This is a genomic window from Acinetobacter sp. CAU_H_S139_7, assembly GCF_058599305.1.
The window spans coordinates 2,290,612-2,316,653 of record NZ_CM178651.1; the positions used below are offsets into that span (position 1 = coordinate 2,290,612).

The 26,042-nt window shown below is 41.7% G+C and carries 23 protein-coding genes; 11 read left to right on the forward strand and 12 right to left on the reverse strand.

Features of this window, described 5'->3' with window-relative positions; genetic code table 11:
* Positions 1-3: 3 nt before the first annotated feature.
* The 5 genes from AC4MC0_RS11240 to AC4MC0_RS11260 are packed head-to-tail and all read right to left on the reverse strand — an operon-like array spanning position 4 to position 8,810.
* A complete protein-coding gene (locus AC4MC0_RS11240) occupies positions 4-1,593 on the reverse strand; it encodes an ABC transporter ATP-binding protein (RefSeq protein WP_491887058.1) in 1,590 nt (529 codons plus the stop codon).
* On the reverse strand, positions 1,568-2,581 hold the full coding sequence (locus tag AC4MC0_RS11245; RefSeq protein ID WP_058869311.1) for an ABC transporter permease: 1,014 nt from the start codon (positions 2,579-2,581) through the stop codon (positions 1,568-1,570). Before AC4MC0_RS11245 ends, AC4MC0_RS11240 begins: the two co-directional genes overlap by 26 nt.
* A complete protein-coding gene (locus tag AC4MC0_RS11250) occupies positions 2,581-3,642 on the reverse strand; it encodes a microcin C ABC transporter permease YejB (protein ID WP_178904983.1) in 1,062 nt (353 codons plus the stop codon). The genes AC4MC0_RS11245 and AC4MC0_RS11250 overlap by 1 nt, the downstream gene beginning before the upstream one ends.
* A gap of 21 nt (positions 3,643-3,663) precedes the next feature.
* Entirely contained in the window at positions 3,664-5,505 is a 1,842-nt protein-coding gene (locus AC4MC0_RS11255) for an extracellular solute-binding protein (RefSeq protein WP_491887059.1), read from the reverse strand.
* Between the two features lie 35 nt (positions 5,506-5,540).
* On the reverse strand, positions 5,541-8,810 hold the full coding sequence (locus AC4MC0_RS11260; protein WP_491887060.1) for a lytic transglycosylase: 3,270 nt from the start codon (positions 8,808-8,810) through the stop codon (positions 5,541-5,543).
* Between the two features lie 209 nt (positions 8,811-9,019).
* Here AC4MC0_RS11260 and dnaQ point away from each other — a divergent pair, with 209 nt between their 5' ends.
* The 3 genes from dnaQ (at position 9,020) to nudC (ending at position 12,987) form a co-directional block, all read left to right on the forward strand.
* A complete protein-coding gene (gene dnaQ / locus AC4MC0_RS11265) occupies positions 9,020-10,441 on the forward strand; it encodes a DNA polymerase III subunit epsilon (RefSeq protein ID WP_491887061.1) in 1,422 nt (473 codons plus the stop codon).
* Positions 10,442-10,567: 126 nt separating this feature from the next.
* A complete protein-coding gene (locus AC4MC0_RS11270; RefSeq protein ID WP_491887062.1) occupies positions 10,568-12,211 on the forward strand; it encodes a chemotaxis protein in 1,644 nt (547 codons plus the stop codon).
* The gene (gene nudC / locus AC4MC0_RS11275) at positions 12,211-12,987 is read left to right on the forward strand and encodes an NAD(+) diphosphatase (protein WP_491887063.1); all 777 of its coding nucleotides are present in this window, start codon (positions 12,211-12,213) and stop codon (positions 12,985-12,987) included. Before AC4MC0_RS11270 ends, nudC begins: the two co-directional genes overlap by 1 nt.
* A gap of 42 nt (positions 12,988-13,029) precedes the next feature.
* On the opposite strand, the gene AC4MC0_RS11280 is transcribed toward nudC, so the two are convergent.
* The 3 genes from AC4MC0_RS11280 to AC4MC0_RS11290 are packed head-to-tail and all read right to left on the reverse strand — an operon-like array spanning position 13,030 to position 15,055.
* Positions 13,030-13,914, reverse strand: coding sequence for an alpha/beta hydrolase (locus AC4MC0_RS11280; protein WP_010326353.1), 885 nt, complete (start codon positions 13,912-13,914; stop codon positions 13,030-13,032).
* Positions 13,904-14,587 (reverse strand): BON domain-containing protein, encoded by a 684-nt coding sequence (locus AC4MC0_RS11285; protein ID WP_005399779.1) that lies wholly within the window; start codon positions 14,585-14,587, stop codon positions 13,904-13,906. Before AC4MC0_RS11285 ends, AC4MC0_RS11280 begins: the two co-directional genes overlap by 11 nt.
* A 60-nt stretch (positions 14,588-14,647) precedes the next feature.
* Positions 14,648-15,055, reverse strand: a complete 408-nt coding sequence (locus AC4MC0_RS11290; RefSeq protein WP_078388871.1) for a YraN family protein — start codon at positions 15,053-15,055, stop codon at positions 14,648-14,650.
* A gap of 330 nt (positions 15,056-15,385) precedes the next feature.
* On the opposite strand from AC4MC0_RS11290, the gene rsmI reads away from it, so the two are divergent.
* Positions 15,386-16,231, forward strand: coding sequence for a 16S rRNA (cytidine(1402)-2'-O)-methyltransferase (gene rsmI, locus AC4MC0_RS11295; protein ID WP_491887064.1), 846 nt, complete (start codon positions 15,386-15,388; stop codon positions 16,229-16,231).
* A 208-nt stretch (positions 16,232-16,439) separates the two neighbouring features.
* Here the strand turns inward: rsmI and AC4MC0_RS11300 are convergent, their stop codons facing one another.
* The 4 genes from AC4MC0_RS11300 to AC4MC0_RS11315 all read right to left on the reverse strand — a co-directional run bounded on the left by AC4MC0_RS11300 (position 16,440) and on the right by AC4MC0_RS11315 (position 20,383).
* Entirely contained in the window at positions 16,440-17,369 is a 930-nt protein-coding gene (locus tag AC4MC0_RS11300; RefSeq protein WP_178896125.1) for a LysR family transcriptional regulator, read from the reverse strand.
* A gap of 95 nt (positions 17,370-17,464) precedes the next feature.
* The gene (locus tag AC4MC0_RS11305) at positions 17,465-18,283 is read right to left on the reverse strand and encodes a peptidoglycan DD-metalloendopeptidase family protein (protein ID WP_259233465.1); all 819 of its coding nucleotides are present in this window, start codon (positions 18,281-18,283) and stop codon (positions 17,465-17,467) included.
* A 152-nt stretch (positions 18,284-18,435) separates the two neighbouring features.
* On the reverse strand, positions 18,436-19,206 hold the full coding sequence (gene surE / locus AC4MC0_RS11310; RefSeq protein WP_491887065.1) for a 5'/3'-nucleotidase SurE: 771 nt from the start codon (positions 19,204-19,206) through the stop codon (positions 18,436-18,438).
* Between the two features lie 472 nt (positions 19,207-19,678).
* Positions 19,679-20,383 (reverse strand): DUF1003 domain-containing protein, encoded by a 705-nt coding sequence (locus AC4MC0_RS11315; protein ID WP_491887066.1) that lies wholly within the window; start codon positions 20,381-20,383, stop codon positions 19,679-19,681.
* A 247-nt stretch (positions 20,384-20,630) separates the two neighbouring features.
* Here AC4MC0_RS11315 and AC4MC0_RS11320 point away from each other — a divergent pair, with 247 nt between their 5' ends.
* The 7 genes from AC4MC0_RS11320 to AC4MC0_RS11350 all read left to right on the forward strand — a co-directional run bounded on the left by AC4MC0_RS11320 (position 20,631) and on the right by AC4MC0_RS11350 (position 26,042).
* Positions 20,631-21,785, forward strand: coding sequence for a catalase family protein (locus AC4MC0_RS11320; protein ID WP_491887067.1), 1,155 nt, complete (start codon positions 20,631-20,633; stop codon positions 21,783-21,785).
* A gap of 8 nt (positions 21,786-21,793) precedes the next feature.
* Complete coding sequence (locus AC4MC0_RS11325) at positions 21,794-22,069, forward strand: putative quinol monooxygenase (RefSeq protein ID WP_205666895.1); 276 nt, start codon at positions 21,794-21,796, stop codon at positions 22,067-22,069.
* A gap of 257 nt (positions 22,070-22,326) precedes the next feature.
* Positions 22,327-22,701 carry an MCR_0457 family protein gene (locus AC4MC0_RS11330; protein WP_058869309.1) on the forward strand — a complete coding sequence of 125 codons (375 nt, stop codon included), beginning with the start codon at positions 22,327-22,329 and terminating at the stop codon, positions 22,699-22,701.
* 192 nt (positions 22,702-22,893) lie between these two features.
* Positions 22,894-23,280, forward strand: a complete 387-nt coding sequence (locus tag AC4MC0_RS11335; RefSeq protein ID WP_039889732.1) for an MCR_0457 family protein — start codon at positions 22,894-22,896, stop codon at positions 23,278-23,280.
* Positions 23,281-23,397: 117 nt separating this feature from the next.
* Entirely contained in the window at positions 23,398-24,546 is a 1,149-nt protein-coding gene (gene dacC, locus AC4MC0_RS11340) for a D-alanyl-D-alanine carboxypeptidase PBP5/6 (protein WP_130235016.1), read from the forward strand.
* A 92-nt stretch (positions 24,547-24,638) separates the two neighbouring features.
* A complete protein-coding gene (locus AC4MC0_RS11345; RefSeq protein WP_078425861.1) occupies positions 24,639-25,175 on the forward strand; it encodes a gamma carbonic anhydrase family protein in 537 nt (178 codons plus the stop codon).
* Positions 25,176-25,403: 228 nt separating this feature from the next.
* The gene (locus AC4MC0_RS11350) at positions 25,404-26,042 is read left to right on the forward strand and encodes a CDP-alcohol phosphatidyltransferase family protein (protein WP_491887068.1); all 639 of its coding nucleotides are present in this window, start codon (positions 25,404-25,406) and stop codon (positions 26,040-26,042) included.

A 26,042-nucleotide genomic window follows, 5' to 3' on the forward strand; every position in this document is an offset into this window, starting at 1 on the left:
ATTTTACTGATACTGACTGGCTTGAATCAATTGACGCGTATAGTCAGACTGCGGTTGTTCAAAAAGTTGTTCAGTGGCTTGCAACTCCACCACTTTGGCATGTCGTAAGACCAAAACTTGTTGGCAGAGTGCCCGTACCACTTGTAAGTCATGACTAATAAACAAATAGCTCACACCCTGCTCGAGTTGTAGACGGCGTAATAACGCCACAATCGAACGCTGCGTACTTCGGTCTAAGGCCGAAGTTGGTTCATCTAAAATCAATAGTTTAGGTTGAAGTACCAAGGCTCGTGCCAAAGCCACACGCTGTCTCTGTCCACCGGATAGCTCATGTGGATAATAGCTTTTAAATGTGACAGGCAACTCCACCTGAGTTAAGACATTCTCAACATGTTGTGTCCTCTCAAACAAAGACAAAGGCTTTAAAGCCAAACCTTCTGCAATGATTTGTTCAACACTCATGCGTGGGTTCAAACTTGCGAACGGGTCTTGAAACACGATTTGAAAATCACCGCGAAGCGGACGTAATGCCTTTTGCGAGAGTTGGTTTAAATCATGTTCTCCAAACTGGATCTTTCCTCGACTTTCAATCAGCCTTGCTACGGCCAGTGCCAAAGAACTTTTGCCTGCACCACTTTCCCCCACCACTCCCAAAGAATGCCCTTGAGCCAAGCTCAAGTCCAAAGCTTCAACCGCAGCAAGATACTGTGTCGTGCGATTAAACCAGCCTTTTTTAATCGGAAATTTAACCTCAAGTTGTTTTAAGCGGAGCAAAGGTGCTGCATCTTGTACATTAATGGCTTGACCAAAAGAATGATTGAGTAAGTTTTGAGTATAAGTAGACTGCGACTGCTCAAAAATCTGCGCAACCGCCCCTTGCTCTACGACCTTACCTTGATGGATGACCACGGCATCATCAGCATAGTGTTTCACCAAGTTGAGGTCATGGCTAATCAAAATCATGGCCATGTTATGGCGCTGTTGTAAAGACTTCAGCAAGTCTAAAATTTGAACTTGCAGCATGACATCTAGTGCCGTGGTGGGCTCATCAGCAATCAAAATATCAGGCTCTTGCACCAGTGCCATAGCAATCATGACCCGCTGGCGTTGGCCACCAGACAGCTCATAAGGAAAACGCTGCAACACACTTTCAGGATTTGGAATGCCCACATCTTCTAGCAAGGCAATCACACGTTGCCGCGCTTGAGCTTTCGACCAGCCCTGTAACCATAAAGTCTCGGCAATGATTTTTTCTACTCGATGCAAAGAATTCAAGGCAGTCATCGGCTCTTGAAAAACCATCGCGATTTTTTGCCCACGAATCGACCTAAGTTGCGTATCGCTCAGCTTTAAGAGATTTTTTCCGCCTAACAGCACTGAGCCTTGCACTTGTAAAACTTTCGGCAACAAACCCATCAAGGATAAAGCACTGACCGATTTTCCTGAACCGCTCTCTCCAACCAGCGCCAAAGTCTGCCCAGCATACAGTTCAAAACTGAGCTGATCGACCAATAGGCGTTCTGCACTTTGAATACTCAGTGCATTCACTTTAAGTATAGGGGCTGTACTATTGGCGTCTAGGGTCAAATGCATCGCGCAAAGCCTCCCCGATATACATCAGCAACGCAAGCACAAGGGCCAAGCTGAAAAAGCCAGACAGGGCCAACCATGGTGCGTTTAAATTATTCTTACCTTGTAACAAAAGCTCGCCTAATGATGCCGCATCAGGCGGTAGGCCATAACCCAAGAAATCCAGTGCTGTTAGTGCTGTAATATTGGCAGTTAAGATAAAAGGCAGTTGTGACAGACTCGAGCTGATCGCATTGGGTAAAATATGCCGAAAAATAATAGCTCGGTTAGTGACACCTAAACTTCGCGCGGCACGGACATAGTCCAACTGGCGGGCCCTTAAAAACTCAGCACGTACCAGTGGAACTAAAATTGTCCAACTAAATAACAGCATGATTAAAAACAGCCAGTAAATATTTGGGCTAAACATACTGACTAAAATCATCACCATGAACAGCATGGGTAACCCGCCCCACACTTCTAAAATGCGCTGCCCGATTAAATCGACCCAACCACCGTAATAACCTTGTAGTGCACCAATCACAATGCCCAGTACAGCTGAGCTGAAAGTTAAAATAAAACCAAACAGTAGTGAGACACGTAAGCCATATAATACTCGTGCCAAAACATCACGACCTTGGTCATCTGTCCCGAGCCAATTTTGCATCGTGGGTGGTGAGGGTACAGGGACTGTCAAATCAACATTGGGGGTTTGATATGAATATCGAATCAACGGCCAAACAACCCAACCTTTTGCTTGAATCAGCTGCTGTACCACTGGATCTTTATATTCAGTTTCAGTTTCGAAAACACCGCCAAAAGTCGTTTCAGGATAGTGTTTCAATACAGGGAAATATAAGGTCTGATCATACTTAACCAATAGTGGTTTATCATTCGCGATTAGCTCTGAGGCTAAAGACAGTACAAAAACACAGATAAATAAAATACTACAACTAAGACCGAGCTTATTTTGCTTAAATCGTTTGAAACCTGCCTGTAAAATGGGTGACATCAGCCTCTCCCTTGCGAATCAAAATGTATTCGCGGATCAATCCACTGATACAACACATCGCCAATTAGACGCAGCAGCAAGCCCAACAAAGTAAAAATGAATAAGGTGCCAAAAATCACAGGATAGTCACGCTGCACAATCGCCTCAAAGCCCAATAAACCTAAACCATCCAGATTAAAAATGATCTCAATAAATAAATTGCCCACAAAGAAGTAAGCGATTAAAGCTTCAGGTAAACCAGCAACCACAATTAATATCGCATTGCGAAACACATGACCATACAACACTTGAGACTCAGTCAGGCCTTTGGAACGTGCCGTCAGCACATAAGGCTTGCCTAGCTCTTCCATAAACGAATACTTGGTGAGATAAGTCACTGTGGCAAAGCCACCAATCACCATCGCCAAAAGCGGTAAAGCCATGTGCCAGAAATAATCTTTAATTTTGCCCCATAACGACAAATCCGCAAAATTTTCCGAAACCAAACCTTGTAAGGGGAACCATTGGAAATAAGAACCGCCTGCAAAAAAGACAATCAAGAGAATTGCAAAAATAAATGCAGGAACTGCATAGGCCACTGCCAACAGGAGCGATGTAGACTGATCAAATACTGTGCCGTGCAATCGGGCTTTTTTGATGCCCAAAGGAATCGAAATCAGATAAATTAGCAAAGCACTCCACAGCCCCAAGGACACGGATACAGGTAATTTATCCTTAATCAGCGCTGTAACGGACTGGTCTTTAAAAAAGCTCGTTCCGAAGTCCAGTTGCGCGTAATTTTTCACCATTTCAAAAAAGCGTATATGCATGGGCTGATCAAAACCATAATGTGCTTTGATCTTTGCGAGCATTTCATCACTGAGCCCTTGCGCGCCTTGATAGACATTTGAGCCTCCACCTGCACCGCCCAAATTACCCAAAGTTTGCATAGCTTCCGCTTGTTGAATGGCTTGCTCAACAGGACCACCGGGCGCAATTTGAATCACAGCAAAATTGATCAGTAAAATCAGAAATAAGGTCGGAACGATCAGCAACAGCCTTTTGAATATATAAATACGCATCTCAAAAACCCCTATACCAGCTTATGGCTTGGCTGCCTGACCTAAGTACTGACTCACCTGTTTCGCCTGTTTGGCATCACTCCACCAATAATCCAAACCGACATGCAACTGTGGACTCCGTGCCGGTTTTTGGTACATATTCCAATAGGCATACCATTGATCCGCTTTACCATAGGTTGGAATTTGATAATAACCCGCACGCAACAAGCGATCTAAAATACGCGTTTGAACGACCACTTGCTTACGATCATGCGCTTGAATCAACTGTCGGATCATCTGATCAATCACCGGATTTTGAATACCCGAATAATTATAATTTCCCACCTGATGGGCTGAAGCACTGCCCCACAGTTGCACCTGTTCTTTGCCCGGTGTCAAAGACTGTGGCATCGTTTGTAGGGTCATATCAAAATCTTGAGTCCGCATACGCTCATAGTACTGCGGTGTATCAACCTGTCGAATGTTCAGCTGTATTCCTAGACGCTTTAGATGGCGAACAAAAGGCGTAATTTCACGCACAGCATCACTCGGCTGAATCAGAAACTCAAACTGAATCGGGTTATTCTTCCGATCCAACAATTGACCTTCTTCATTATATGTATAGCCATTTTTTAATAAAATCTGTCGCGCAATGAGTAAATTATTTCGATTATAGCCCGATCCATCTGAAGCTGAATAACGCCAGTTCTTTAAAACGCCATCTCGCTGCACAGGATGCAATTTCGCTAAATAAGGCTTTAAAATTTTAATTTCAGCAGCCGAAGGCACACCTTTGGCCTCCAATTCACTGTTAGAGAAATAACTTTGCAAGCGTTGATATTGCCCATAGAACATCGCTTTGTTTTGCCACTCAAAGTCGTAGGCATAGGTTAAAGCTTGGCGAAAATAAATATCTTGGAAGGGCTGACGGCGAGTATTAAACACAAAACTTTGCGTTGGAATCGGATTGAAATGCTTAAATCGATATTTTTTAACGAGACCTTGTTTCGCTGCGGGAAAGTTATAGGCTGTCACCCATTGTCGTGCAGACTCTTCCTCATGCAAGGTATATAAACCCGACTTAAATGCAGTAAAAGCAATATCTTTGCTACGATAGTACACATAACCCACGCGATTAAAATTATAGCGCCCTAGATTGACCTTTAAATCTCTGGCCCAATACTTTGGATTACGTTTATAAACAACCCGCTGCCCGGCATTGATTTTCTCTAAAAGATAAGGACCTGAGCCTAAAATCGGTTTGACTGAAGTTTGGCTGAAATCTTTACCTTGCCAGTCTTTTTTGGAATAAATTGGCATTCTGGCTACAATCAAAGGCATTTCCACATTATTTCGGGTTTTAAAATGCATTTTGACGCTGTATTTGGACAATACTTCGATCTTGGCTAAATCCGATAAATACATCTGTAAGCCAAAATTGGATTTGCTTTGAAAGATATCAAAACTGAACTTTACATCGGCTGCGGTAACAGGACTGCCATCACTAAACCGTGCTTTTGGGTTTAAATGAAAAATGATGGTGTTAAAGTTTTTCGGGTCATAGCTGACCTTTTCTGCCAGCAACGGATACATCACCGCAGGCTCATCCAAAGAACTACTCATGAGCGAGTCAAATAAATAATTGGTTCCCTCAACCGCAGTACCACGACCATTCATACTGTTTAAGTTATCAAAACTCCCAATGACTGCACGTGTTAATTCGCCACCCTTCGGTGCCTGCACATTGGCATAAGGTAAATGATCCAATTGGCTGTATTTCGGCGTACCATAAGGTGCAATAAAAGGCATGGTCTGCAGTGCAGACCATGCCTTTAATGGAATCGCTACAAGGCTGAACAGCAAGAGTGTTGTTCTAACCTTCATCGGGGCTTTCTCTGAAATAGCATTTCAACTCAATATTAGTTCGGCACCTTAATTACATCGCCAATGCGCAACTGCGTATTCGGTTTAATGTCATTGAGCTCAGCCAATTGCGAAGTGTCCATACCATAACGACTTGCCAGTCCAATTAAGGTATCACCACGTTTCACTGTGTACTGCGAAATAAGTTTTGGGATTTGAATGGTTTGCCCAACTTGTAAGCCCGCACGTGCACTGAGGTTATTTAAAGCAGCAAGCTCTGACACTGACATCCCAGCACGACTAGCAATGGAGTTTAACGACTCGCCTGACTTCACTTTATAGCTTTCAGTTGCCCGACCTGAAGTTGCTTGTGGTTTTGCTACCACTGTTTCAGTTTTGATTGGCGCAGGATCAACATCACCTTCAATTTTCAAACGCTGACCCACACGAACATTCGCAGTACGGCTCAGGTTGTTCAATTCAGCCAAATAGTTCAGTTGCAAGTGATATTTACGCGCAATGCTATTTAGGGTTTCACCCGATTTCACAACGTGAATATCCGTTGAGTTATTACTTGCAGTCGTTTGTTTTTCGACTGTTTTCGGCGTTTCAACAGCAGGCACTTCACCCGTTAATTTGAGCTTTTGACCCGCACGTAAGCCCGCTGTACGACTCATGTTGTTGAGGTCAGCAATATAATCCATACCCAAATTATATTTCGAAGCAATCGCAGTTAATGAGTCTCCGGACTGAACGGTATAAGTATCTGGCACGCTTGAACCCGCAGGGATCTTAATACTTTGACCCACTTGCAAGCCGCTATTGGTTGAAAGATTATTGAGATCAGCCAGCTCCGACAGGCTCATCTTCGACTGTGATGCAATGCTATACAATGTATCACCACGTTGTACTTTATAGCTTTCAACTTTGAACTGCGGCTCAGCTTTAACTGAAGGCATTTTAGCACTACTTGTCGCTAAGCTTTTAACATCATTAAGTGGCACATTAATTTTTTGTCCAACTAACAGGTTGCTGCCCGCATTTAAACCCGGTGTTAAATCTGCCAATTCTTGATTTGACAGCGCATAGCGGTCTGCAATCAGTTTCAGATATTCACCACGTTTCACTGTATAAAACTGGGTTGCTACTTTGGTTTGGCTAGTAGCTTTCTCATCATTGATTTTAGCACGGGATTGAGCCGTTTCTTTTAAAGAAAGCTTTTGTCCCACACGTACACCACTCGTCACGCTTAAACCGTTATAGTCGACCAACTGTTTTAAGCTTAAACCGAACTCATCCGCGATACCGGTTAAGGTATCATTGGCACGAACAGTATAACTCTCGGGTTTAGTCTCAGCTTTCACGGTAGAACGAGCTTCGACTTTTTCAGCTTGTGGTTTTGCATCATATAAATAAATCGATGTACCGACATAAAGTGTGGCATTGGCATCCATTTGGTTCCACTTCGCCACATCACGCCAGTTCACCCCATTTTTGGCAGCAATCAGCGCCAAAGTATCGCCCGGTTGTACGGTATAAGTTGAACGTTTACCTTTTGGCGGCACAATTACGATTTCAGAGTCAGTCTTAATAAAGTTTTTGCCTTGATTACGTTTCACTTCATCTGAATCTAAGCGGGTATTGTCAGCCACAGATTTTGGATAAGCAAAACCTTTGGTTAACTCTTTGCCTTGCAGCTCAGCCACAGACTGACTGGTTTGAATTGCGGTGAGCTTAATTTTACCATCTAAAGGATCCACAATTTCTGTGCCTTGAGGGGCCAAAGCTTGAATTTCAGCTACCACTTCAGCTTGCTCTGCTTTCGTCGCAACTGGTTTCAGAACTTCATCGACAGTTTTGCTTTGACCTTCGGCTTGAATTGCCGCGGTTAACTGCTCACGCTCTGCTGCTGAAATTGGTGGTTCAACGGAAACGGGTTTCACTGACGTGACAGGCGTAACCGCAACTGGAATACGCGGCGCACTTGGAATATCACTATTGGCAGCAAAAGCAGCCAGGGCATTAGAACCCTTAGGCGTTGAACCACGAGACGGCGTCGCAATAGCAGTACTGCTCGACGACGTTACTGTAGACGAAGTGGCAGGCTTTCCTGTTGTGGTTTTTGTTGTTGTCGTCGCTAAAACAGGTGGTGTAGTTTTCGACGGTGTGATCGCTTTGGTGTTCAACGTTGGCGGTTCGATTTTGCTTGGTTGAATCGTTTGGTTATTTTCAGGCAGCTTGGTATTTGCAGATGCCCATAAGCCACCAGAACCACCCTGTAATTTCTTCAAACGTACATCAACAGAAGGGCTCAAATCTGCAGGAATTAAGATCCGCATTGGACTCGTGCCGTCAATTGACTCGCCTCTGTGCCCGGGGTTTAACTGGTATAACTCAGCACGGCTTAAACCTGTAATCGATGCCACCTCATTTAAACTCACTGCACCCACAGTCACTTCTCTAAAGTGCGGACGGTTCGCAATCGGCGGTAAATTGATGTTATAGGCATTTGGATTTTTAATGATCTGTGCAACCGCCAAGAAACGTGGCACATAATTCATGGTTTCTTCAGGCAGTTTTAATGACCAATAATCTGTCGGCAAACCTGCGGCTTTATTACGGTTAATCGCTTGTTGAATACGGCCCGGACCTGCGTTATAAGCCGCTAGTGCAAGTTCCCACGAACCAAACTGGTTATATAAACTGCCCAAGAACTCATATGCAGCACGCGTTGACTCGACCACATCACGGCGACCGTCGTATTGGCTACTTTGTTTTAAGCCATAAATGCGGCCCGTACTTGGAATAAACTGCCATAAGCCCGCAGCCGCAGCACTACTGGTTGCAGCAGGGTCATACGAACTTTCAATCACAGGCAGAAGAGCCAGCTCTGTTGGTAATCCGCGACGCTCGGCTTCTTTAACAGTGTGATACAAATAACGTGAAGCACGTGCACTTAAACGATCCAAATACGGTTGGCGTGAAATGAACCACCCACGCTGAGCATCAATACGCGGATTCCAATGATCTGTGTTCATTTTAAAGCCCACAGTCATACGCTTCCAAACGTCACCGTGCTTTAACACCAACAGTCGGTCTCCTTCCACCGCACGCATGTCGGTTGCAGAAAGTAAATCTTCTAAAGAATCTAGGCTGTTTGCATCTAGGTAGTTCGATCCGACTTGTTTGGATTTAGATGTTTGCGTTGCACTTTGCGTCGAGGAACAACCAGCCAGTCCAAGTGTCGCAAGTGCTGAACCGAGTACTGTAATTTTAAATAATGTCGGTAACATCGGTTGGCCAAAAATGGCAGCTGACTTATACATAAGAAAATCCAAACAACTCGTATAAAATTTATTTTTTAGATCTGCCATTGTAGTAAAGCACGCCGCAGACACAAGGCGTTAATTTAACTTGAAATCAGTATAAATGTTACAAGAAATTAAAAAAGCTGCATCTTATACACTTCTCTAGTGCATTTGCGTTATACAATGGTGCCCGCTTAGTTTTAATTTTCAGTTTACGGAAGTTGTGTATGTCACAAACAATTACCCTGTATGTCGATGGTGCTTGTCGTGGAAACCCTGGTCTTGGGGGATGGGGCGCGTACATTATTACAGAAACTGAAGAACATAAACTGTGTGGCGGTGAAGACAACACCACCAATAACCGTATGGAACTCACCGCGGCCATTGAAGGCATTCTTTTTTGCCCAACCGATGCGAAGTTGGTAGTCTGGACAGATTCAACCTATGTCAAACGTGGCATTACCGAGTGGATTACGGGTTGGAAAAAGAAAAACTGGAAAGACGTTAAAAACCCAGATTTATGGAAAAAACTCGATGCAGCCTGCCAAGGCCGTGATATCGACTGGCACTGGGTCAAAGGCCATGCAGGTCATGAAGGTAATGAAATGGCAGATCAATTGGCAAACCTCGGTGCCGATCAAACACAGGCTCAACTTCGTCAGTCTAAAACAACGACAACAGAACCATCTGTAGATAAAAAAAAAATTGAACCAGACTGGTTGTTAAACGACCCTTTTGGTTTGGGTTTCGATGACGAAGAAGTTGATAACAGCGAAGATTTAGCCGAAAGTGAAATACACGTTGCAGAACAAAAGCCAAGTTTAATGGCTGAACCAGAACTTGGCACAACGGTTGCTTCTACTGAACAAACGCCTGAAGTTGCGGCAAGTGTCGATTTAACACAACTCAAACAACATCCGCAAATTGTGATTACTCCACGTAAGGTTGAGGTCTTTGGACCTCGACAGCTCATCCTCGATACAGAGACCACGGGTTTTTATTATCAAGATGGTGATCGCATTATTGAAGTTGGCGCGATTGAAATGGTCAATCGAAAGCTCACAGGCAGCTCTATTCATATCTACATCAACCCGAAAAAACCTGTGGGCGATTCTGAAAATGTCCACGGGATCTCTGATGACTTTTTAAAAGATAAACCGCTGTATCAAGAGATTGCTGACACTTTATTTGCCTATCTCAAAGGTGCGGAAATCATTGCGCATAATGCAAACTTCGATATGAACTTCTTAGACATGGAGTTCAAACGTGCAGGATTTGTTGCGCTTTCTGAAGTTTGTGCGGTGACAGATACCCTCGCGATGGCAAAATCTAAGCATCCGGGGCAAAAAAACTCACTCGATGCCTTAGTTCGCCGTTACGAAATTCCACAGCGTGACCGTACCTTCCACGGGGCCTTACTGGATGCTGAAATTCTAGCCGACGTTTACTTGGCTATGACAGGTGGTCAGGTTTCCTTTGATATGGATGCCCTGTCACATAGTGAACAACAAAATGGGCAAAGTCAGCGCCAAGCACTGGATATTGAATTGGCGGTAATTCACCCTTCAGCCGAAGAACTTGAAGCACATGAGACTTGGGTCAAACAATACCAAGAAAAACATGGCACACCCTGCCTTTTTGCCAAATAAATTCTAAAGTTTTTGTTAACTTTTGTATTACAAGATTTTTCAGTTAGGCTATAGTGATGAACAAGTTGCTATGCCTTCTTTGGGCCGCATATAAACACGATAAAACACTAGGATAGGTGCAGATCAATGTCTTACCAAACCTCTATTCATTTTGATCCAACGGCGCTGCTGATAATAAAAAATGAAGTGGATAACTCCATTAAGCTGGTTGAATCAGCTGTGAGCATTTTAGCAGAAGATCATACTTTACCTTTTGGAATTGACGACGCATTAAACCAATTTGAGCAATGTGCTCAAGTGCTTGCCTTGATTGATATGTCGAGCTTGGCCAAAATTGCTGAATATTCTGCAGAGCTTATGCGCAAGATCATGGGGAATCCTGCACAGATTAATACGCAAGATGTGATTGCACTCAGCGAAGGCACGACCATGCTGAAGCGATATATTGAGTTCATTTGCTTAAGAGAAGTGAAAATTCCACAGTTTTTACTCGACACCTTAAACCGTCTTGAAATTGCACTAGCAAAGCCTTTAACACAAGAAGGTCAGCACATCGAGTCATTACTAGACTGTATCACCCCAGATTTTAACCTCCCTCAAGCACCAAGTCTTGAAAAATCACAATATGTTCACCGCTTGTACAAGCTGTCTTTAAGTCAAATGCTGAAACAAGAAGAAAGCGAACTTGATTTACAAGCAATGAAATTGGTGGGAACTTATTTAGCGGGTCTAGCAGAACAAACGCCGAGTAAACAGTATTGGAACTTGGTCTATGTTGCACTCAATCAAATTGAACAATTGCTCATTAATGAACCACGTTTACGCACTCTGATTAGCATCGAACGTAACATTGCACAGTTTTTTACTGGGCCTGAACGTTTCAAAGCCAGCCTCACCGATCTTGCCAACATTCTCAGCTTATGTATCAGCCAAGAAGACGAAGTGTCTCAACACATCCGTGGCAAACTCAATATTGGCGACGACCTACTCACAGATACGCAGCTGCAAGTTTTCAGTCGTCATCTGTATGGCCCAGATTTCGACACGATGCATACCATCAGTGATTTGGTAACCACCGAAATGTCGCAAATCCGCAATGACATTGAGTACAACTATCAAAACATGACGCCTGAGAAGACCCAAGAGCTCCAAGCAAAACTGGTCGACTTGGCAAACATATTCAAAGTATTGAACTTAAATGAAGCGCATAATGACTTAAACCGTCAAGCAGCATCACTTAGTCAAGCAGATATGCTGAAAGATGAAGGTTTTGCGCAGCAGTTGATGAACGTGATCTTGTCGGCAATGAACTCGATTGGCGTGCTAGAACGTCACCATACTTCAAGCCGCCTACAGCTTCGTGTGAACAACATGAATATTTCACTAGACCGTTTAGATGAAGCCCATGCTGCGTTATTGTCAGAGGCTAAAACCTCTATCGACTTAAGTAGTCAAGCGTTGGCGCAATATCAGCAAGAGCAAGATTTAGCTGCACTTGAGAATACTCCTACGCAACTACGTGAAGTTGCGGGCGCAATGTTGTTCTTAGGCGCAGAAAATGGTCAAACCGCCCTGAATATTTCAGCAGATTTTGTGCAACAACAAATCACGGCTGAAACTGCGCTCACTGCTGCTCAGGTGAATCATGTGCTTGACGCTCTTGCAAGTGCCGATATGCTGATTGATAACTTAAAAAACAAACAGCCTGTATTACACAGTATGTTTGATGTAGCATTGGACAGTAGCCAAAAACTAAAGACTGTTGCCTAATGTCAGAACTTTCACTTGCTTATATTTTCCACCAACAACAATTGTTGGTGGACCATAATTTTCAATTGCCTCGTGTAGAAAAGCTAGCAAGTGATTTAAGTTTTCACTCGGGTGATCAAGTGATTGCCCGAGACCTGCTAGACAATGAGCCGATTCCTGAAGGCTTAGAACTCATCCCAATTCGCCAGTTGCTTCCACTCTGGAACACCGCACAATTCGAGCAGGCCAGCCGAGCTATTCAACTGCTAGAATGGCGTCGCAATCATAAATTTTGTAGTCATTGCGGCCACGCCACAGAAGCACATGCCAGCGAATATGCCATGATCTGTCCTGCCTGCGGTTATCATCAGTATCCACGGGTACAACCCTGTGTTATCACCGTCATTACACGAGGTGAAGATGAGATTCTGTTGGCAAAAAATGCGCGTAATACCCGTAGCAATATGTATGGGTTGATTGCAGGCTTTGTTGAAGTCGGTGAAACCTTAGAAGAAGCTGTACGCCGCGAAACCTTGGAAGAAGTCGGCATTCGAGTTAAAAATGTTCAATACTTAGCGAGTCAGCCTTGGCCTTTCCCAAGTAACTTAATGATTGCGTTTAAAGCAGAATACGCATCGGGTGAGCTTTGCTTACAAGAAGAAGAAATCAGCGATGCCCAATTCTTTAAGTTTGATCAATTGCCTGAAATTCCGTTCAAAGGCAGTATTGCACATGCCATGATCATGCATGCGACAGAAGGCACAACGGTCGCAGATGATACACGTGAGTGGCTCTAAGCTCACTCACCATCTCTACAACAAATATACTTTAAAACCTAATTAGTGCTTAAGCGCATCCTCTAGCGCCTGCATAATTTTTTGCTTGGTCGTGAAGTAACGACTAAACAAACTCGATACCGAACCAATCATTGAAATATGACCGATGCGTGGCACCGTCCAAAGTTGACTGTAGTTACCTTTTTCTTTCAACCTACGATCCAAATCAACGGCATTGCTTAACCCGACGACATCATCATTCTCTGCAACCAATAGATAATGTTTAACCCTATTCGACTCGACGAAATAATATGGCATCACTTCTTGATAAGGCCTGTTCTGATCAAAAGCATCCGCACAGATTGGATCACCTTTATAGTCGAAATGATAAGGTCCGGCTAAACCAATAATGGCGGTAATTTGGCTGCGACATTGTATTTCATACGGTTTCGGATGATAGAGCGCAGACATCACATTAAATGCGCCTGCTGAATGCCCCATCAACACCACTTTTTCAGTCGAAATTTGATATTTAAGCTGATGCACATTGAGATAATTTAAAGCCAAGCTGAGATCATCAATAGAGGCAGGAAAAATATGCTCAGGCGCCAAGTGGTAGTTAATCACCGCCACATCAAAGCCCTCTTTGGCAAAAGCTTCGCCAATAAAACGATAATCTTTTTTATCGCCATGCATCCATGCACCGCCATGCACAAATACAATTAGAGGCCGGTGTTCACGTGGTGTTTGCGTGCGAAACAAATCTAAACGATGTCGCGCGCGTAACCCATAGGCCACATTTTCTTGGACCGAATAACCCTTACGCGGTGTTAAACGGTTTAGGGCATAACTACCGACATCATAAATACGAAAGTCACGATAGAGTAATCTTGCATACTCTACCGAACGATTCAGTCTTTGAACAAAAGGCTGAAGCTTATTGAACATTATTTGGCTCAACTTGGTCTGGGTCTATCGCAACAGGCGTTTGCTCTGTCGGTGTTGAATTGATCATTGGTGACGCAAATGCACTGGTCGTTTGCGACTGTTGTTCTATATTATCCACCAGTGTGATAATTTTAGTCACATTCCCCACTTGCTGTAAAACTTGGTTTAAATCGGTAATTTCAGCACCATTTAAACGTCCCATCACATATAACACGCCATCTTCGGTGTGAATACGCACTTTCGCATCTGAAACAACAGCAGCTTTCATGATCAAGCCACGTGTATTTGCCGTAACTGAGGTGTCTTGCATGATGGTGCTATAACTAATTTGGTTTCCAACTGTAATGTAGTTATGCACGGTTTTGACATCCGACATCGCACGTACATTGTCTTCAGCCAACTGACGTAAGTGTTGATCGGGTACTTGTCCTGTTAATAAGACATTGCCATGAAAACTTTCGATATTGACACGTGACTGTTTAAAACGACTGTCCAATTTATATAAGTTAATTTTTGCAGTACGCTCAATTGAAGAGTCAATAAAGACCTGCCCTAATGAACGTGCACCGCTTTCTGTTCCTACAGCGGCTGTTCCTGTCCCACCCGAAATGAAACTTGCACATCCAGATAAACTTGCGACGCATAATACGGTCATTGCAATACGATTGAACACTCAGCAAGACTCCTCAACTTTTCAAACTATTTTAATTCAGCATTTCAGCTTTGATTTTGTTCAAAGATTAATAAAGTCTTGATCAAAAGTAAAAGCATTTTCTATCCATTGCTGATCATAAGTGAATTTTGAAAAATCTTGCTGTATGGTTTTTGCAATTTCTTTAAAAAAATCAAAACAAATCACATCAAAGCGGCAATAATATTGCTGGAAATGTGGATGATCTTGTAAAAATAACATGGCCGTTTTTGCTATTTTGCGTTGTTTTGAATAGGAAATTGTTTCAATAGCCTGCGCAAAACGCGTTTTTGAGCGTGCTTTGACCTCAACAAAAACCAATTCCTGCCCTTTTTGTACAATCAGATCAATTTCGCCAAAGCGCGAGTGATAATTGGACCGTACATGAACATACCCCTGTTCTTCTAGCACAGTCAAAGCTTGTTGCTCTGCCCATTGTCCCAGCTTCATCTCTTTATCTTCCCCCACTTCTTTTTATTTTTTAATCAGTGCATTTTGAAAAGCTCAATTTCGATCAAAAATCTCACGTCTTGATGTTTAAAACCACTGCTGTGAGTCTCTCGAACCAATCAATTCATTTCGTTTTACGTTTTAAAGCCTTCTTGGCGTTTAGATTTCAATCGAATGTCTTCCCGACTCCTGCAAATCCATCGCCGACAACATTCTAGCTCACGCCACGACGGACAATTCAGGTAGAATGCTTATCGCGGTATCGATTGAATGCGACACAGCATCCAACCTCACCCATCATTTTATTATTTTGCAACGCGGAGAAAACCCATGAGTGCCCAGTTATTTGTAGTCGCAACCCCTATTGGGCACTTAGATGACATGACTTACCGCGCAATTGATGTACTAAAATCAGTCAAAATCATTGCTGCTGAGGATACACGAACTTCAGCACAATTACTGAAACACTTTAATATTCAAACTCCACTTACTGCATGCCACGAGCATAACGAAAGCAACAAAATTGACATCCTTATTCAGCGTTTGTTGAACGGTGAAGATATGGCGCTTATCAGTGATGCAGGAACGCCTCTTATCAGTGATCCAGGTTTTAAATTGGTTCGTGCGGCACAAGAGCATAATATCCGCGTAATCCCTGTACCGGGCGCATGTGCTGCCATTGCAGCTTTAAGCTCAGTGGGCTTACCAAGTGATCGTTTCAGCTTTGAAGGTTTTTTGTCTTCTAAACAAACCCAACGACTGGCAAGTTTGGAAAAGCTCAAAGACGAAACGCAAACCCTTATTTTTTATGAAGCACCACATCGTATTTTAGACAGTGTCAGTGACATGGCTAAAGTCTTTGGTGCTGACCGCCCTGTCGGTTTTGCTCGTGAAATTACCAAAACCTTTGAAACCATTAAGAAGATGACTTTTGGTGAGTTGGTTGAATTTATTGCAAACGATCATCATCAACAAAAAGGTGAAATTGTATTGGTTGTTGGTGGCGCAACCACTGAAAAAGATATGGCACAAGAAAAACTCGACCAGCTTTTAACACGTCTCTTACAAGATTTATCAGTGAAAGCTGCATCACAGTTAGCAGCTGATTTGACCGGTATTAAAAAGAAAATTGCATACCAACGCGCTTTAGAACTAACGCAAGATCAGGCTGAATAGGCTTCAATAGCTTAGAATAAAAGTATTGTTTTTGTTTTGAATGAAAAAAATAAAGAGCAACAGGCGTAAGTGCTTTGGCCTTTCTCTGCTGCTCTCCATGTTAAGCGGTTCCATGCGAACCGCTTAACTCAAATTATGTAGTTATGTCATTTAAAATTTATAAGCATGTATATGGGTTGACTGATCGTCAGTTACAATCTCTATCGAATTAGCTCGCGTCTTGGTAAATACGACCGCCGGGTAGTTGGCAAAAGTATTGTTTCAATGCATCCAAACAACGATGGATCTTCATCGGCTGTTGTTCATGCTTTGAAATGATGGCATATAGCGTAAAGTTAGGGAGCTTCCACTCTGGAAGAACTTCCACTAAAGAACCGTTAACCAATTCTTTTTGCACATCCAAATATAGAATACGTGCAACCCCATGCCCATGTTGGCATAAAGTCTTTGTCACTAAAATATTATTACTGGCTACTCTTGATTTCATCTCAAGTTTAACCGCGTCACCTGTCACCACATTTTTAAAATCAAAATCATGATTATTTTTCATAATCGTGATCGGAATAAGATCATGATTTTTCAAATCTTCAGGTCGTGAAATTGGTGCAGACTGATTCAAATAGCTCGGTGATGCAACCAAAATCTGTTCCACACGCGCCAGTGGCACGACATGTACGCTTTGATCATCAACTGTTGGGCTCATTCTTAGGGCAATATCAATTCGCCCATTCATCAAATCCACATAATGATTATCTGCTTCAATATGAATAGATAATCCGCGATGTGCAGACATCCAATGCGACAAAGCAGGAATCACATGATTGGCACCTAACTCTGGCGTAGTGGCTATTCGCAGCTCACCCACGAGATCATCGCGCAATTCATTGATACGTATTTTGCCACGTTCAGCAGCGGCGAGCATTTCTTGACAGCTGTGGAAAAAAGCCTGGCCTGCTTCAGTTAAATTCAACTTTCTTGTTGAGCGATGTAAAAGAACAACTTCCATCTCTTGCTCTAAAGAACGAATTTGCTGACTCACAGCACTTGTAGTGATGCCTAACTCACGCGCGGCACCACTAAATGAACTCTTTTCGACAACACAAGCAAAAACACCCATTGCCCGTAGTTGATCTAACATAAAATTCTCTCTGGATTCATGAGAAGTTTTCATCTATTTGATAAAAACAACTCATTGTATTATACGGTGAATTTTTTGCATTGCATCCAGATTTTTTAATTTAATGGTAAAACTATAGTCGGATTGATTGGCTTGCCATCTAAGCGTACTTGGAACTCTAACATGGTGCGCGTTGCACCTGTGGATCCCATTTCAGCAATTTTCTGTCCTGCCGTCACATTTTGACCGCTCTTCACATTCATCGCACTGTTGTGTGCATATGCTGTGATATAACCATCAATATGCTTAACCAAAATTAAGTTCCCATATTCTTTCAATCCGTCTGCTGCATACACCACTTGGCCATCTGCTGCTGCATAAATTGGATCACCTTGGTTACCAGCATAGCGAATACCTTTCACATTATTTGCTAAATTATAACCTTGCAAAACAGCGCCATTACTTGGTTTTACCCAGCGTAAAGTTGAACTTTTCGAGCTCGTAACAGGTGCGGTCGGTACTTTAGCAGGAGTTGTCGTGGTTGTGGTGGTCGTATTTTGACTCGGGAGACCAACATTTTGACGTTGAATTGGAGCGGTTTGTGTAATAGGTTGCGTCGTGGTTGTACGTGGGCTACCCGAACCTTTTAAACGTAATGACTGCCCCACATAAATACGATACGGCGCAGCAATATCATTCATGTCTGCAACAGAGGTATAACTCAGCCCATAACGAGTTGCAATACCGCTCAGCGTGTCGCCTGAACGAACTGTATAATAGTCTGGTGCTTTCGCAAAACGTGTTGCATTGTTAACCTGTGGTTTAGAAGCACAACCACTCAAAATAACAGTTGAAACTACAGCAGTAGATAACACGACTTTTTTCAGTAGTGCTGTAGGAATTGCAATAAAACGAATTTGAGACAACACAGACATTTATCTTACTCTCTAAAATATAAAAAATAATCAGTTTAATTTGCGCTAAGATTAGCAAAAAAGTATGTGAAAATAGTATCTCTGCGCGTATTTTCACAAAGTTATAACAAACAGCTGAATACATTCCTTGTATTGCTCAGCTGTAGTACCTTTTAAGCACTTATTTGCCCTTGTAATGCATGCAAAACTTCATAGTTGGTTGCATCCATCTGAATAGGCGTAATACTGACAAAACCATTCGCCACAGCGAAAAAGTCTGACTCTACCTCATCATAGCCTCTTTTCGGTTCCGCCACAGCTTCACCTGCAAGCCCAATCCAGTACACTTGACGACCACGTGGGTCAACATGACTGGTAATCGGCTTAGACTGCAGACGACGTCCTTGATAGGTAATTTTAGCGCCCTGTAACTCAGCGACATCTGGAATATTAATATTTAAAATATGGCGTGGTGGCAGTGCAGGCAAACCTTGCTTCACAAAGTCATGCACCCACTGTGCAGCATGATGATAATCTTCTGGACGATTGTATGAACGCACTTCAGGGCCCGCAAGTGATACCGCAATGGCTGGCTGTTTCATTAGACGCCCTTCAAATGCTGCTCCAACTGTACCTGAGTAGAGTACATCATCACCCAAGTTTGCCCCGCTATTAATGCCACTAACAACCAGATCAAACTCAAAGTCAAATAAGCCATTCATGGACAAATAGACACAGTCCGCGGGTGTTCCATTGACTGCCCACATGTCGGGTGCAATTTCGATTGGGCGTAAGGGGCGATCTAAAATCAAAGCACTGGAAAAACCACTGCGTTCACTTTCAGGTGCTACAATCACCACGCGACCTAATGGACGTAAAGCATGTGCGAGCGCTTGAATACCTGGTGCAAAAACACCATCGTCATTGGCTATTAAAATATTCACTAATGGATCTTCTTCAATCTATATGAGTCGGTAAAAGCCTTATACATCTATTTTGCACTCGTCTTCGTCTTTTTAATCTGCAATTCAAACAGGTAGATTTATGGGTAGCTTGAAAAAACTAAATTTTTAAAGCGAAAAGAAAAGCTATAGAGTCCTCGATGCAGAACGACTATACATTGAGATCAGGCAATCTGAAAAGATGAAATCATTGATCTGAGTGAGTACTTTACTCTTGCATGGGCAGAACAAAAGAGAGAGCTTAAAAATAGAAGAATAAGCATACGTTTAAAGTGTTTACTGGTGAGTACGCCTTCAAAAAGATAAAATATAGATCTCTTGATTTTGTAAAAGCACTCTTCTCTTACATAGAAAAATAACTATAAAGCAAAGAGTTAAAAAATCTAAGAAAGCGAGTTTAGCTATCACTCACTATTACAGAACATGCTTTTAAGTGTTTGGATATTGAGCCAAGTTATTCGCGTTTTTTACTCATTTCGGATAACAAATCCAGTTGTATTTCTTGTATTTGGGCTAACCTATTCCACTGATGCATCAACAGATGATCTAGTTTTTCATTTAAATGTTGAATTTCCAACTCCGCCTTTAAATTAATTTTATAATCGTTTTGCGAGCGCAATCTGTCTTTGGCTTCCTGTCTATTTTGGCTCATCATAATCACAGGAGCTTGTACCGCAGCAATACAGGATAAAATTAAATTTAATAAAATAAAGGGATAAGGATCGGCAGGATGCGTAACCATGACCACTGTATTAACAATAATCCAAATAGCTAGGAAAGTCGCAAAGCACATGAGAAAAGCCCAACTACCGCCAAAGGTCGCAATTTTATCTGCCAGCCTTTCCCCTAAAGTCCAATTTTGATCCAACTGATTTTCAACATTTTTGGTGATCACTTCATGTTGTTGCAAACTTTTAATCACCTCATATTCAAGATCAGTCACTTCCCCCTTTTCAGACTTTAACAGTGAATGAACATACTGAATTCGATATTTGGTTAAGTCTGCTTGGCATATATAACTTTGAGGCGACCATTCTGGAAAATCATGTGAAATTTCTTCGGTAATAGATTTTCGTATTGCCCCCATAGGAATGAGGTTTTTAATGAGGAATTTATGCCCACAGACTAAACATTCATGACATTGATTTTTTTCGCTCATGCTCGTTCTCTTTTATAAACATTATTGGTTTTGAGGAGATAAACATCATCGAACAAATTTTAAACCAATGTCAAATTTTCAGCATCACTCAGAGTAGCTCCTCATTAAGATTTTTCTAGACAGTAGCCATGAATAAAAAAATGCCACAGATATAATCATGATTCTGTGTCTTAAATAAGGCTAAACAAGTTCATATCATCAGGCTAAAAATTAAAAAAAATCCAGCTTTAGAGCAAGGAGACAATCAATGCCTAACTCCGCAAGGCCTATGCGTTTAGGGCTACTTTTTCATACCATATTGCTCACAGGTATCACCGCTAACGTAGAAGCGAATACACCACCTATAATGTTGACTTCTCCTAAAGATTTTATATACCCAGATGTAGATCTGGGTCTAAGTGAAAGTCTTTATCCAAATGAGGCCGCCACTGCTAAAGAAATCGCGAACATCATTGAAATGACGATCCGAAAACAATATTCCACAGATATCGCGCTACGTGATGCGCACCCTAAAGCACATGGTTGCGTACGTGCAGAATTTAAGATAAACGAAACATTGCCTCAAAACATGGCTTATGGTGTTTTTATTCCGGGAAAAAATTATCAAGCATGGATTCGTTTTTCGAATGGGTCGAGTAATGCAAAACAGGCGGATATAAAAAAAGATGCACGCGGCATGGCGATCAAACTTTTAGCCGTGCCAGAGAAAAACCTTTTAGATGAACCTGCGGCTACGCAAGACTTCATTATGATCAATCACCCTGTATTCTTTGTAAATGACCCCGCTCGTTATCTATCATTTATACAAGATATCAATAGCGATCGATTTCTAAAAAAACTGCATGTCCCTTTTGCATTAGGAGCCAAAGGAACTTGGATTGCCTTGAACACTAGAAATAAAATTTCAAATCCACTGCAAACCAGATACTGGTCTATGGTGCCCTATCAGTTAGGAGTCGGCGATCATCGTCAAGCGGTAAAGTACTCTGCTCGTGCATGTTCAAGCGTTGTTAGCCCGATTCCAGCTACTCCTCAAACAGACTTTTTAAGAGCGGCACTTCGAACGACCTTACAAGATCGTGATGCCTGCATGGAGTTTTTAGTACAACCTCGAACATCCAGCTCAATGTCTGTTGAAGACTCGATGACGGAATGGAAAGAAGACCAAGCTCCTTTCTATAAGGTGGCCACAATTCATATTCCTCAACAAGTTTTTGATACCCCTGAGCAAAATAAGTTTTGTGAAAATCTATCCTTTACACCATGGCATGCATTAGCTGAACATAAACCACTGGGTGCGATAAACCGAATGCGCAAAGTCATATATGACCAGATTAGTCGCGTCAGACATGAGATGAATTCGGCTAAACAAACCAACGCTAACAATGTCGGAGATCAATAAGGAGTTCTATGGTTAAACTCAATGGCCTGTTAATCTGTGTGTCTAAAGAAGAAGTCCGTATGGTGATAGAACTCCTTCCAGCACATATTGAATTAACTCATCAAGAAGAAGGCTGCATTTCTTTTGAGGTCAAGCAAAGCCTCGACCCTTTTATCTGGGAGGTGCAGGAAGTGTTTGATAGCATGAAAAGTTTTAAGCATCACCAAAGTAGAACGGCCTCGTCCATTTGGGGAGTGAAAACGCAAAACATTAAACGGCACTACAAAATATCTGAGGGTGATTAACAGTTATTCGGTTCACATCTTGCTTACTCGTATAAGCGTTTTTTATCCCTAAATATTATTCCTGCACCCAACAAGCAGCTCATCCTAAAGACCGCCAAAACTGAAGATTAGAAGTCGTTAGGATGATCATCGGCGATTAAAAGGTTCAAAACAAAAATCTTTATTAAAAAAATGACTGGTCAGAACTTTTCATTGAATTCTAACTGAAAATATATATATTGAGTCTCCGCATCCACCATAAATATGTGATTTTAAAAATGATTAAAAGCTTAACATTACGTAATTTCTTCGGATTAGGCATGGCTATCATGATTTCTCAATCTGCTTTTGCACTAGAGGGATTAAGCACAGAAGAAGCCAACACCATCGTAAAAGAAGATATTGCAGCAGCGCAAGTCATGACCGAATTTTGCCCTGCTTTGGTGGGTCAAGGCCCTAAAATTGAAAGCAACATTCAAACTTTAATTCAAACCTATTTACAAGACTACTCAGATAAGTCGATGACCTATGCAAAATTACAGTCAGACAGCGAATACCAATCGATTCTGAAAGAAGCTCGTACAGATGCAAAGAGTACTGATAAAGCAGAACAAAAGTCAGTATGTGATGACGTTGTAAACTTTGAAGGTTAATTCAAGTTCTACATCTATATCATAAAGAAAGGATGAATAATGAGGTTATTCATCCTTTTTTATTGGACTGAAAAATGTAAAAACGATGAAGCGACTTCAACAGCTTCTATACATTTTTTCGCTTACATTTACTTAAAATTTGTTTAAGCTCATCCTATTATGGCAACAACATGTATGCACTTAGGGTTTAGAATGAATTTGAATGTAATGAAAAAAGTAATTTTGGCAGTTTGTGGTTCTTCTTTGATTGCCATTGGTTCGGCTCATGCAGCCAATAAAGACGAAAATATTGAAGTGACTCCACTGCAACAAGTGACGCAGCAAGAGTTGGCTGCAATTTATGTCCTATCAGAAGTTTGTCCAAGTCTCGTTTCAGACCAGAGTCAGTTTGAAAATGGCTACAATACTTTGGCCAAAGAGTATCTACCACAACAGAAAAACCCGACTGAATACCTTAAAAACCTCAGCAAAGAGAAAAAATTTAAGCCTATTTTAGCCGAAGCTCAAGCCGATGCGAAAAAAGCAGGTAAAGCGAAAAACCAAGAAATTTGTAAAGAATTGAGCACTTACAGCAAATAATACCAATTGGTTACAATATCTTTGAAATAAGCCGATTTCTACCGTAGAAGTCGGCAGAACTTTGTCCTAAAATGCAAAGCTCTCGTGCTTATACTAAAGAAATCGGAACCCCTTAGAATGATTCAAAAAAGCGCCCTTGCTGCGGCATTACTCGTACCAAGCATTTCATTTGCAGCAACTGTCTTATCCTCACCACCAGAACTAAATAATAAATCATATGTGCTGATGGATTATGAGACTGGGCAAATCCTCGCATCTAAAAATGAAAATGAAAAATTAGCACCAGCATCAATGACAAAAATGATGACGAGTTTCATTATTGAGCAAAAGTTGTTGGCGGGCGAGCTAACCGAAGATGAAAAAGTTCGGATGAACGAGTCTGCTTGGTGTCGTGGTAGTAGTTCGGAATCATGTATGTATGTGCCATTAAATGGTACTGCGACTGCATTAGAGATGTTACGCGGCATTATCATCCAATCGGGTAATGATGCATCTAAGGCTATGGCTGAACACATTGCTGGGAACGAAGGCACTTTCGTTCACATGATGAACACTGAAGCAAAACGTATCGGCATGACCAATACCAGCTTCATGAACTCAACAGGTATGCCTGCTGAAGGTCACTACTCGACCGCTAAAGACATGGCAACGCTTGCACAGCACATCATTCACGACAGTTCAAAATATTATCCGATTTATTCTGAAAAAGAATTTACTTTTAACGGTATCAAACAAGGCAACCGTAATGCCCTGCTTTATACTGACCCAAGTGTCGATGGTTTAAAAACTGGTCATACTGACGAAGCGGGTTACTGCTTAACAACTTCGGCTAAACGTGGCCCAATGCGTTTGATTTCTGTGATTTTTGGTGCGCCAAGCATGCAAGAACGCGCAACGCAAACACGTGAAATTTTAGCGTGGGGTTATGCAAACTTTGAAACTAAAAATGTTCAAGCTGCGAACCAAGTTTTAGCAAAATCAAAAGTATGGTTTGGTAAAGAAAATGACGTACAAATTGGTTTAGCTGAAACCTTTAACGTGACTATGCCTAAAGGCCAAGCCAACGCAATCAAAACACAACTGGTGGTTCAACCGAAACTGACTGCACCGTTGAAAAAAGGTCAAGTGGTTGGTAAGTATGTAGCAAGCCTTGATGGTAAAGTGATTGCTGAAAAACCACTTGTTGCGCTAAAAGATGTTGAAGAAGCAGGTTTCTTTGCACGTATGCTTGACCACATCAAACAATTCTTCTCAAACTTATTCTAAGCAACACTTAGACTTAAGTTAAAGCATCCACACCTCGGTCTGGGTGCTTTTTTATTTTATAATGGGCACCTACGCAAAGGCAGTACACCAATATGGCTAAAAATATTCGCCCCTATTTGAACAGCACTCCACAGCTTGGCAACAACTGTTATATCGATGAAATGTCGGTAGTGATTGGTGATGTTATATTGGCTGAAAATGTTTCTGTATGGCCTTTTGCCGTGATTCGTGGTGATGTAAACCATATTCGGATTGGTAAAAATTCGAATGTACAAGACCATGCAATGCTGCATGTTAGTCATAAAAAAGTAGATAAACCAAATGGCTCGCCTTTAATTATTGGTGATGATGTCACCATTGGTCACCATGTCACCTTACATGGCTGTACCATCGGCAACCGTGTTTTGATTGGTATCAATAGCATTATTTTGGATGATGTCATCATTCCTGACGATGTCATGATTGGCGCAGCAACACTTGTTCCGCCAGGGAAAGTGCTTGAAAGTGGCTATTTGTATGTCGGTAGTCCTGCCAAAAAAGTTCGTCCTCTAACAGAAAAAGAGTTGGCATTCTTACCGTATTCAGCACAAAACTATGTCAAAGTATCGGGGCATTATTTAGAGTCATAATCATGGGGTGTATTTCACCTGCATTTCACAGATACAATAATGTTTTTAGAATTTTCTGCAAGGCCTTGAGTTTTTTTGTCCGCATATCATATTGCCTGACGATGCTGTGAATATAAACACCGAAAATTCATACAAGGAAATTATTTAATTTTTAGCCTCTTAATAGCACTTGATAAACCTTGTTCAATCTGACTAAAATTTCAACAACCATTATTAATTATTAAAACGATGCCATCTATCTATCAATTAAAACCAGCATTTCAAAATCTATTACGACCTTTTGTACAACTGTTATATAAATGTGGAATTACAGCAAATCAAGTCACTTTATTGGCGATGTTGATTTCGACTAGCTTAGGCTATTTTCTATATCAACATTATTTAGCCCATCCTATTTCTGGGCTTTTATTGCTATTTCCACTGTGGATGCTCATTCGTATGGCCTTCAATGCAATTGATGGCATGTTAGCGCGTGAGTTTAAACAGCAGTCCAACTTGGGCGCTTTTTATAATGAATTGTGTGACATTATTTCCGATACTGCACTCTATCTTTGTTTTATTGCCTTTGGTTTTATTAATGCAAAACTACTATTGCTTGTCGTTTTTCTTGCCCTGCTCAGCGAATATGCAGGTGTAATGGCGCCACTTATTGGCCAAGAACGGCGTTACGATGGCCCAATGGGTAAAAGTGATCGCGCTTTTTGGCTCAGTTTAATTGCTGTTATTATTGTGATATTTCCATACATCAGTACAAATCTACAACTTCTCGGTAGAATTTGTAATGGCATTCTTATTCTCATTGCTCTACTGCTTCTGCTCACCATATTTAACCGAATTAAAAATAGTTTAAAGACAACTTCTTCATAA

What these genes read in the sequence shown, in the direction of transcription:
- AC4MC0_RS11240 (WP_491887058.1), bottom strand. Translation starts at nt 1,593, where the DNA reads ATGCATTTGACCCTAGACGCCAATAGTACAGCCCCTATACTTAAAGTG.
- AC4MC0_RS11280 (WP_010326353.1), bottom strand. Translation starts at nt 13,914, where the DNA reads ATGTTCAATAAGCTTCAGCCTTTTGTTCAAAGACTGAATCGTTCGGTA.
- AC4MC0_RS11260 (WP_491887060.1), bottom strand. Translation starts at nt 8,810, where the DNA reads ATGTATAAGTCAGCTGCCATTTTTGGCCAACCGATGTTACCGACATTA.
- AC4MC0_RS11250 (WP_178904983.1), bottom strand. Translation starts at nt 3,642, where the DNA reads ATGCGTATTTATATATTCAAAAGGCTGTTGCTGATCGTTCCGACCTTA.
- rsmI (WP_491887064.1), top strand. Translation starts at nt 15,386, where the DNA reads ATGAGTGCCCAGTTATTTGTAGTCGCAACCCCTATTGGGCACTTAGAT.
- AC4MC0_RS11270 (WP_491887062.1), top strand. Translation starts at nt 10,568, where the DNA reads ATGTCTTACCAAACCTCTATTCATTTTGATCCAACGGCGCTGCTGATA.
- AC4MC0_RS11300 (WP_178896125.1), bottom strand. Translation starts at nt 17,369, where the DNA reads ATGTTAGATCAACTACGGGCAATGGGTGTTTTTGCTTGTGTTGTCGAA.
- AC4MC0_RS11335 (WP_039889732.1), top strand. Translation starts at nt 22,894, where the DNA reads ATGAATTTGAATGTAATGAAAAAAGTAATTTTGGCAGTTTGTGGTTCT.
- AC4MC0_RS11320 (WP_491887067.1), top strand. Translation starts at nt 20,631, where the DNA reads ATGCCTAACTCCGCAAGGCCTATGCGTTTAGGGCTACTTTTTCATACC.
- AC4MC0_RS11315 (WP_491887066.1), bottom strand. Translation starts at nt 20,383, where the DNA reads ATGAGCGAAAAAAATCAATGTCATGAATGTTTAGTCTGTGGGCATAAA.
- dacC (WP_130235016.1), top strand. Translation starts at nt 23,398, where the DNA reads ATGATTCAAAAAAGCGCCCTTGCTGCGGCATTACTCGTACCAAGCATT.
- AC4MC0_RS11330 (WP_058869309.1), top strand. Translation starts at nt 22,327, where the DNA reads ATGATTAAAAGCTTAACATTACGTAATTTCTTCGGATTAGGCATGGCT.
- AC4MC0_RS11350 (WP_491887068.1), top strand. Translation starts at nt 25,404, where the DNA reads ATGCCATCTATCTATCAATTAAAACCAGCATTTCAAAATCTATTACGA.
- AC4MC0_RS11345 (WP_078425861.1), top strand. Translation starts at nt 24,639, where the DNA reads ATGGCTAAAAATATTCGCCCCTATTTGAACAGCACTCCACAGCTTGGC.
- AC4MC0_RS11305 (WP_259233465.1), bottom strand. Translation starts at nt 18,283, where the DNA reads ATGTCTGTGTTGTCTCAAATTCGTTTTATTGCAATTCCTACAGCACTA.
- nudC (WP_491887063.1), top strand. Translation starts at nt 12,211, where the DNA reads ATGTCAGAACTTTCACTTGCTTATATTTTCCACCAACAACAATTGTTG.
- AC4MC0_RS11325 (WP_205666895.1), top strand. Translation starts at nt 21,794, where the DNA reads ATGGTTAAACTCAATGGCCTGTTAATCTGTGTGTCTAAAGAAGAAGTC.
- AC4MC0_RS11245 (WP_058869311.1), bottom strand. Translation starts at nt 2,581, where the DNA reads ATGTCACCCATTTTACAGGCAGGTTTCAAACGATTTAAGCAAAATAAG.
- AC4MC0_RS11255 (WP_491887059.1), bottom strand. Translation starts at nt 5,505, where the DNA reads ATGAAGGTTAGAACAACACTCTTGCTGTTCAGCCTTGTAGCGATTCCA.
- AC4MC0_RS11290 (WP_078388871.1), bottom strand. Translation starts at nt 15,055, where the DNA reads ATGAAGCTGGGACAATGGGCAGAGCAACAAGCTTTGACTGTGCTAGAA.
- dnaQ (WP_491887061.1), top strand. Translation starts at nt 9,020, where the DNA reads ATGTCACAAACAATTACCCTGTATGTCGATGGTGCTTGTCGTGGAAAC.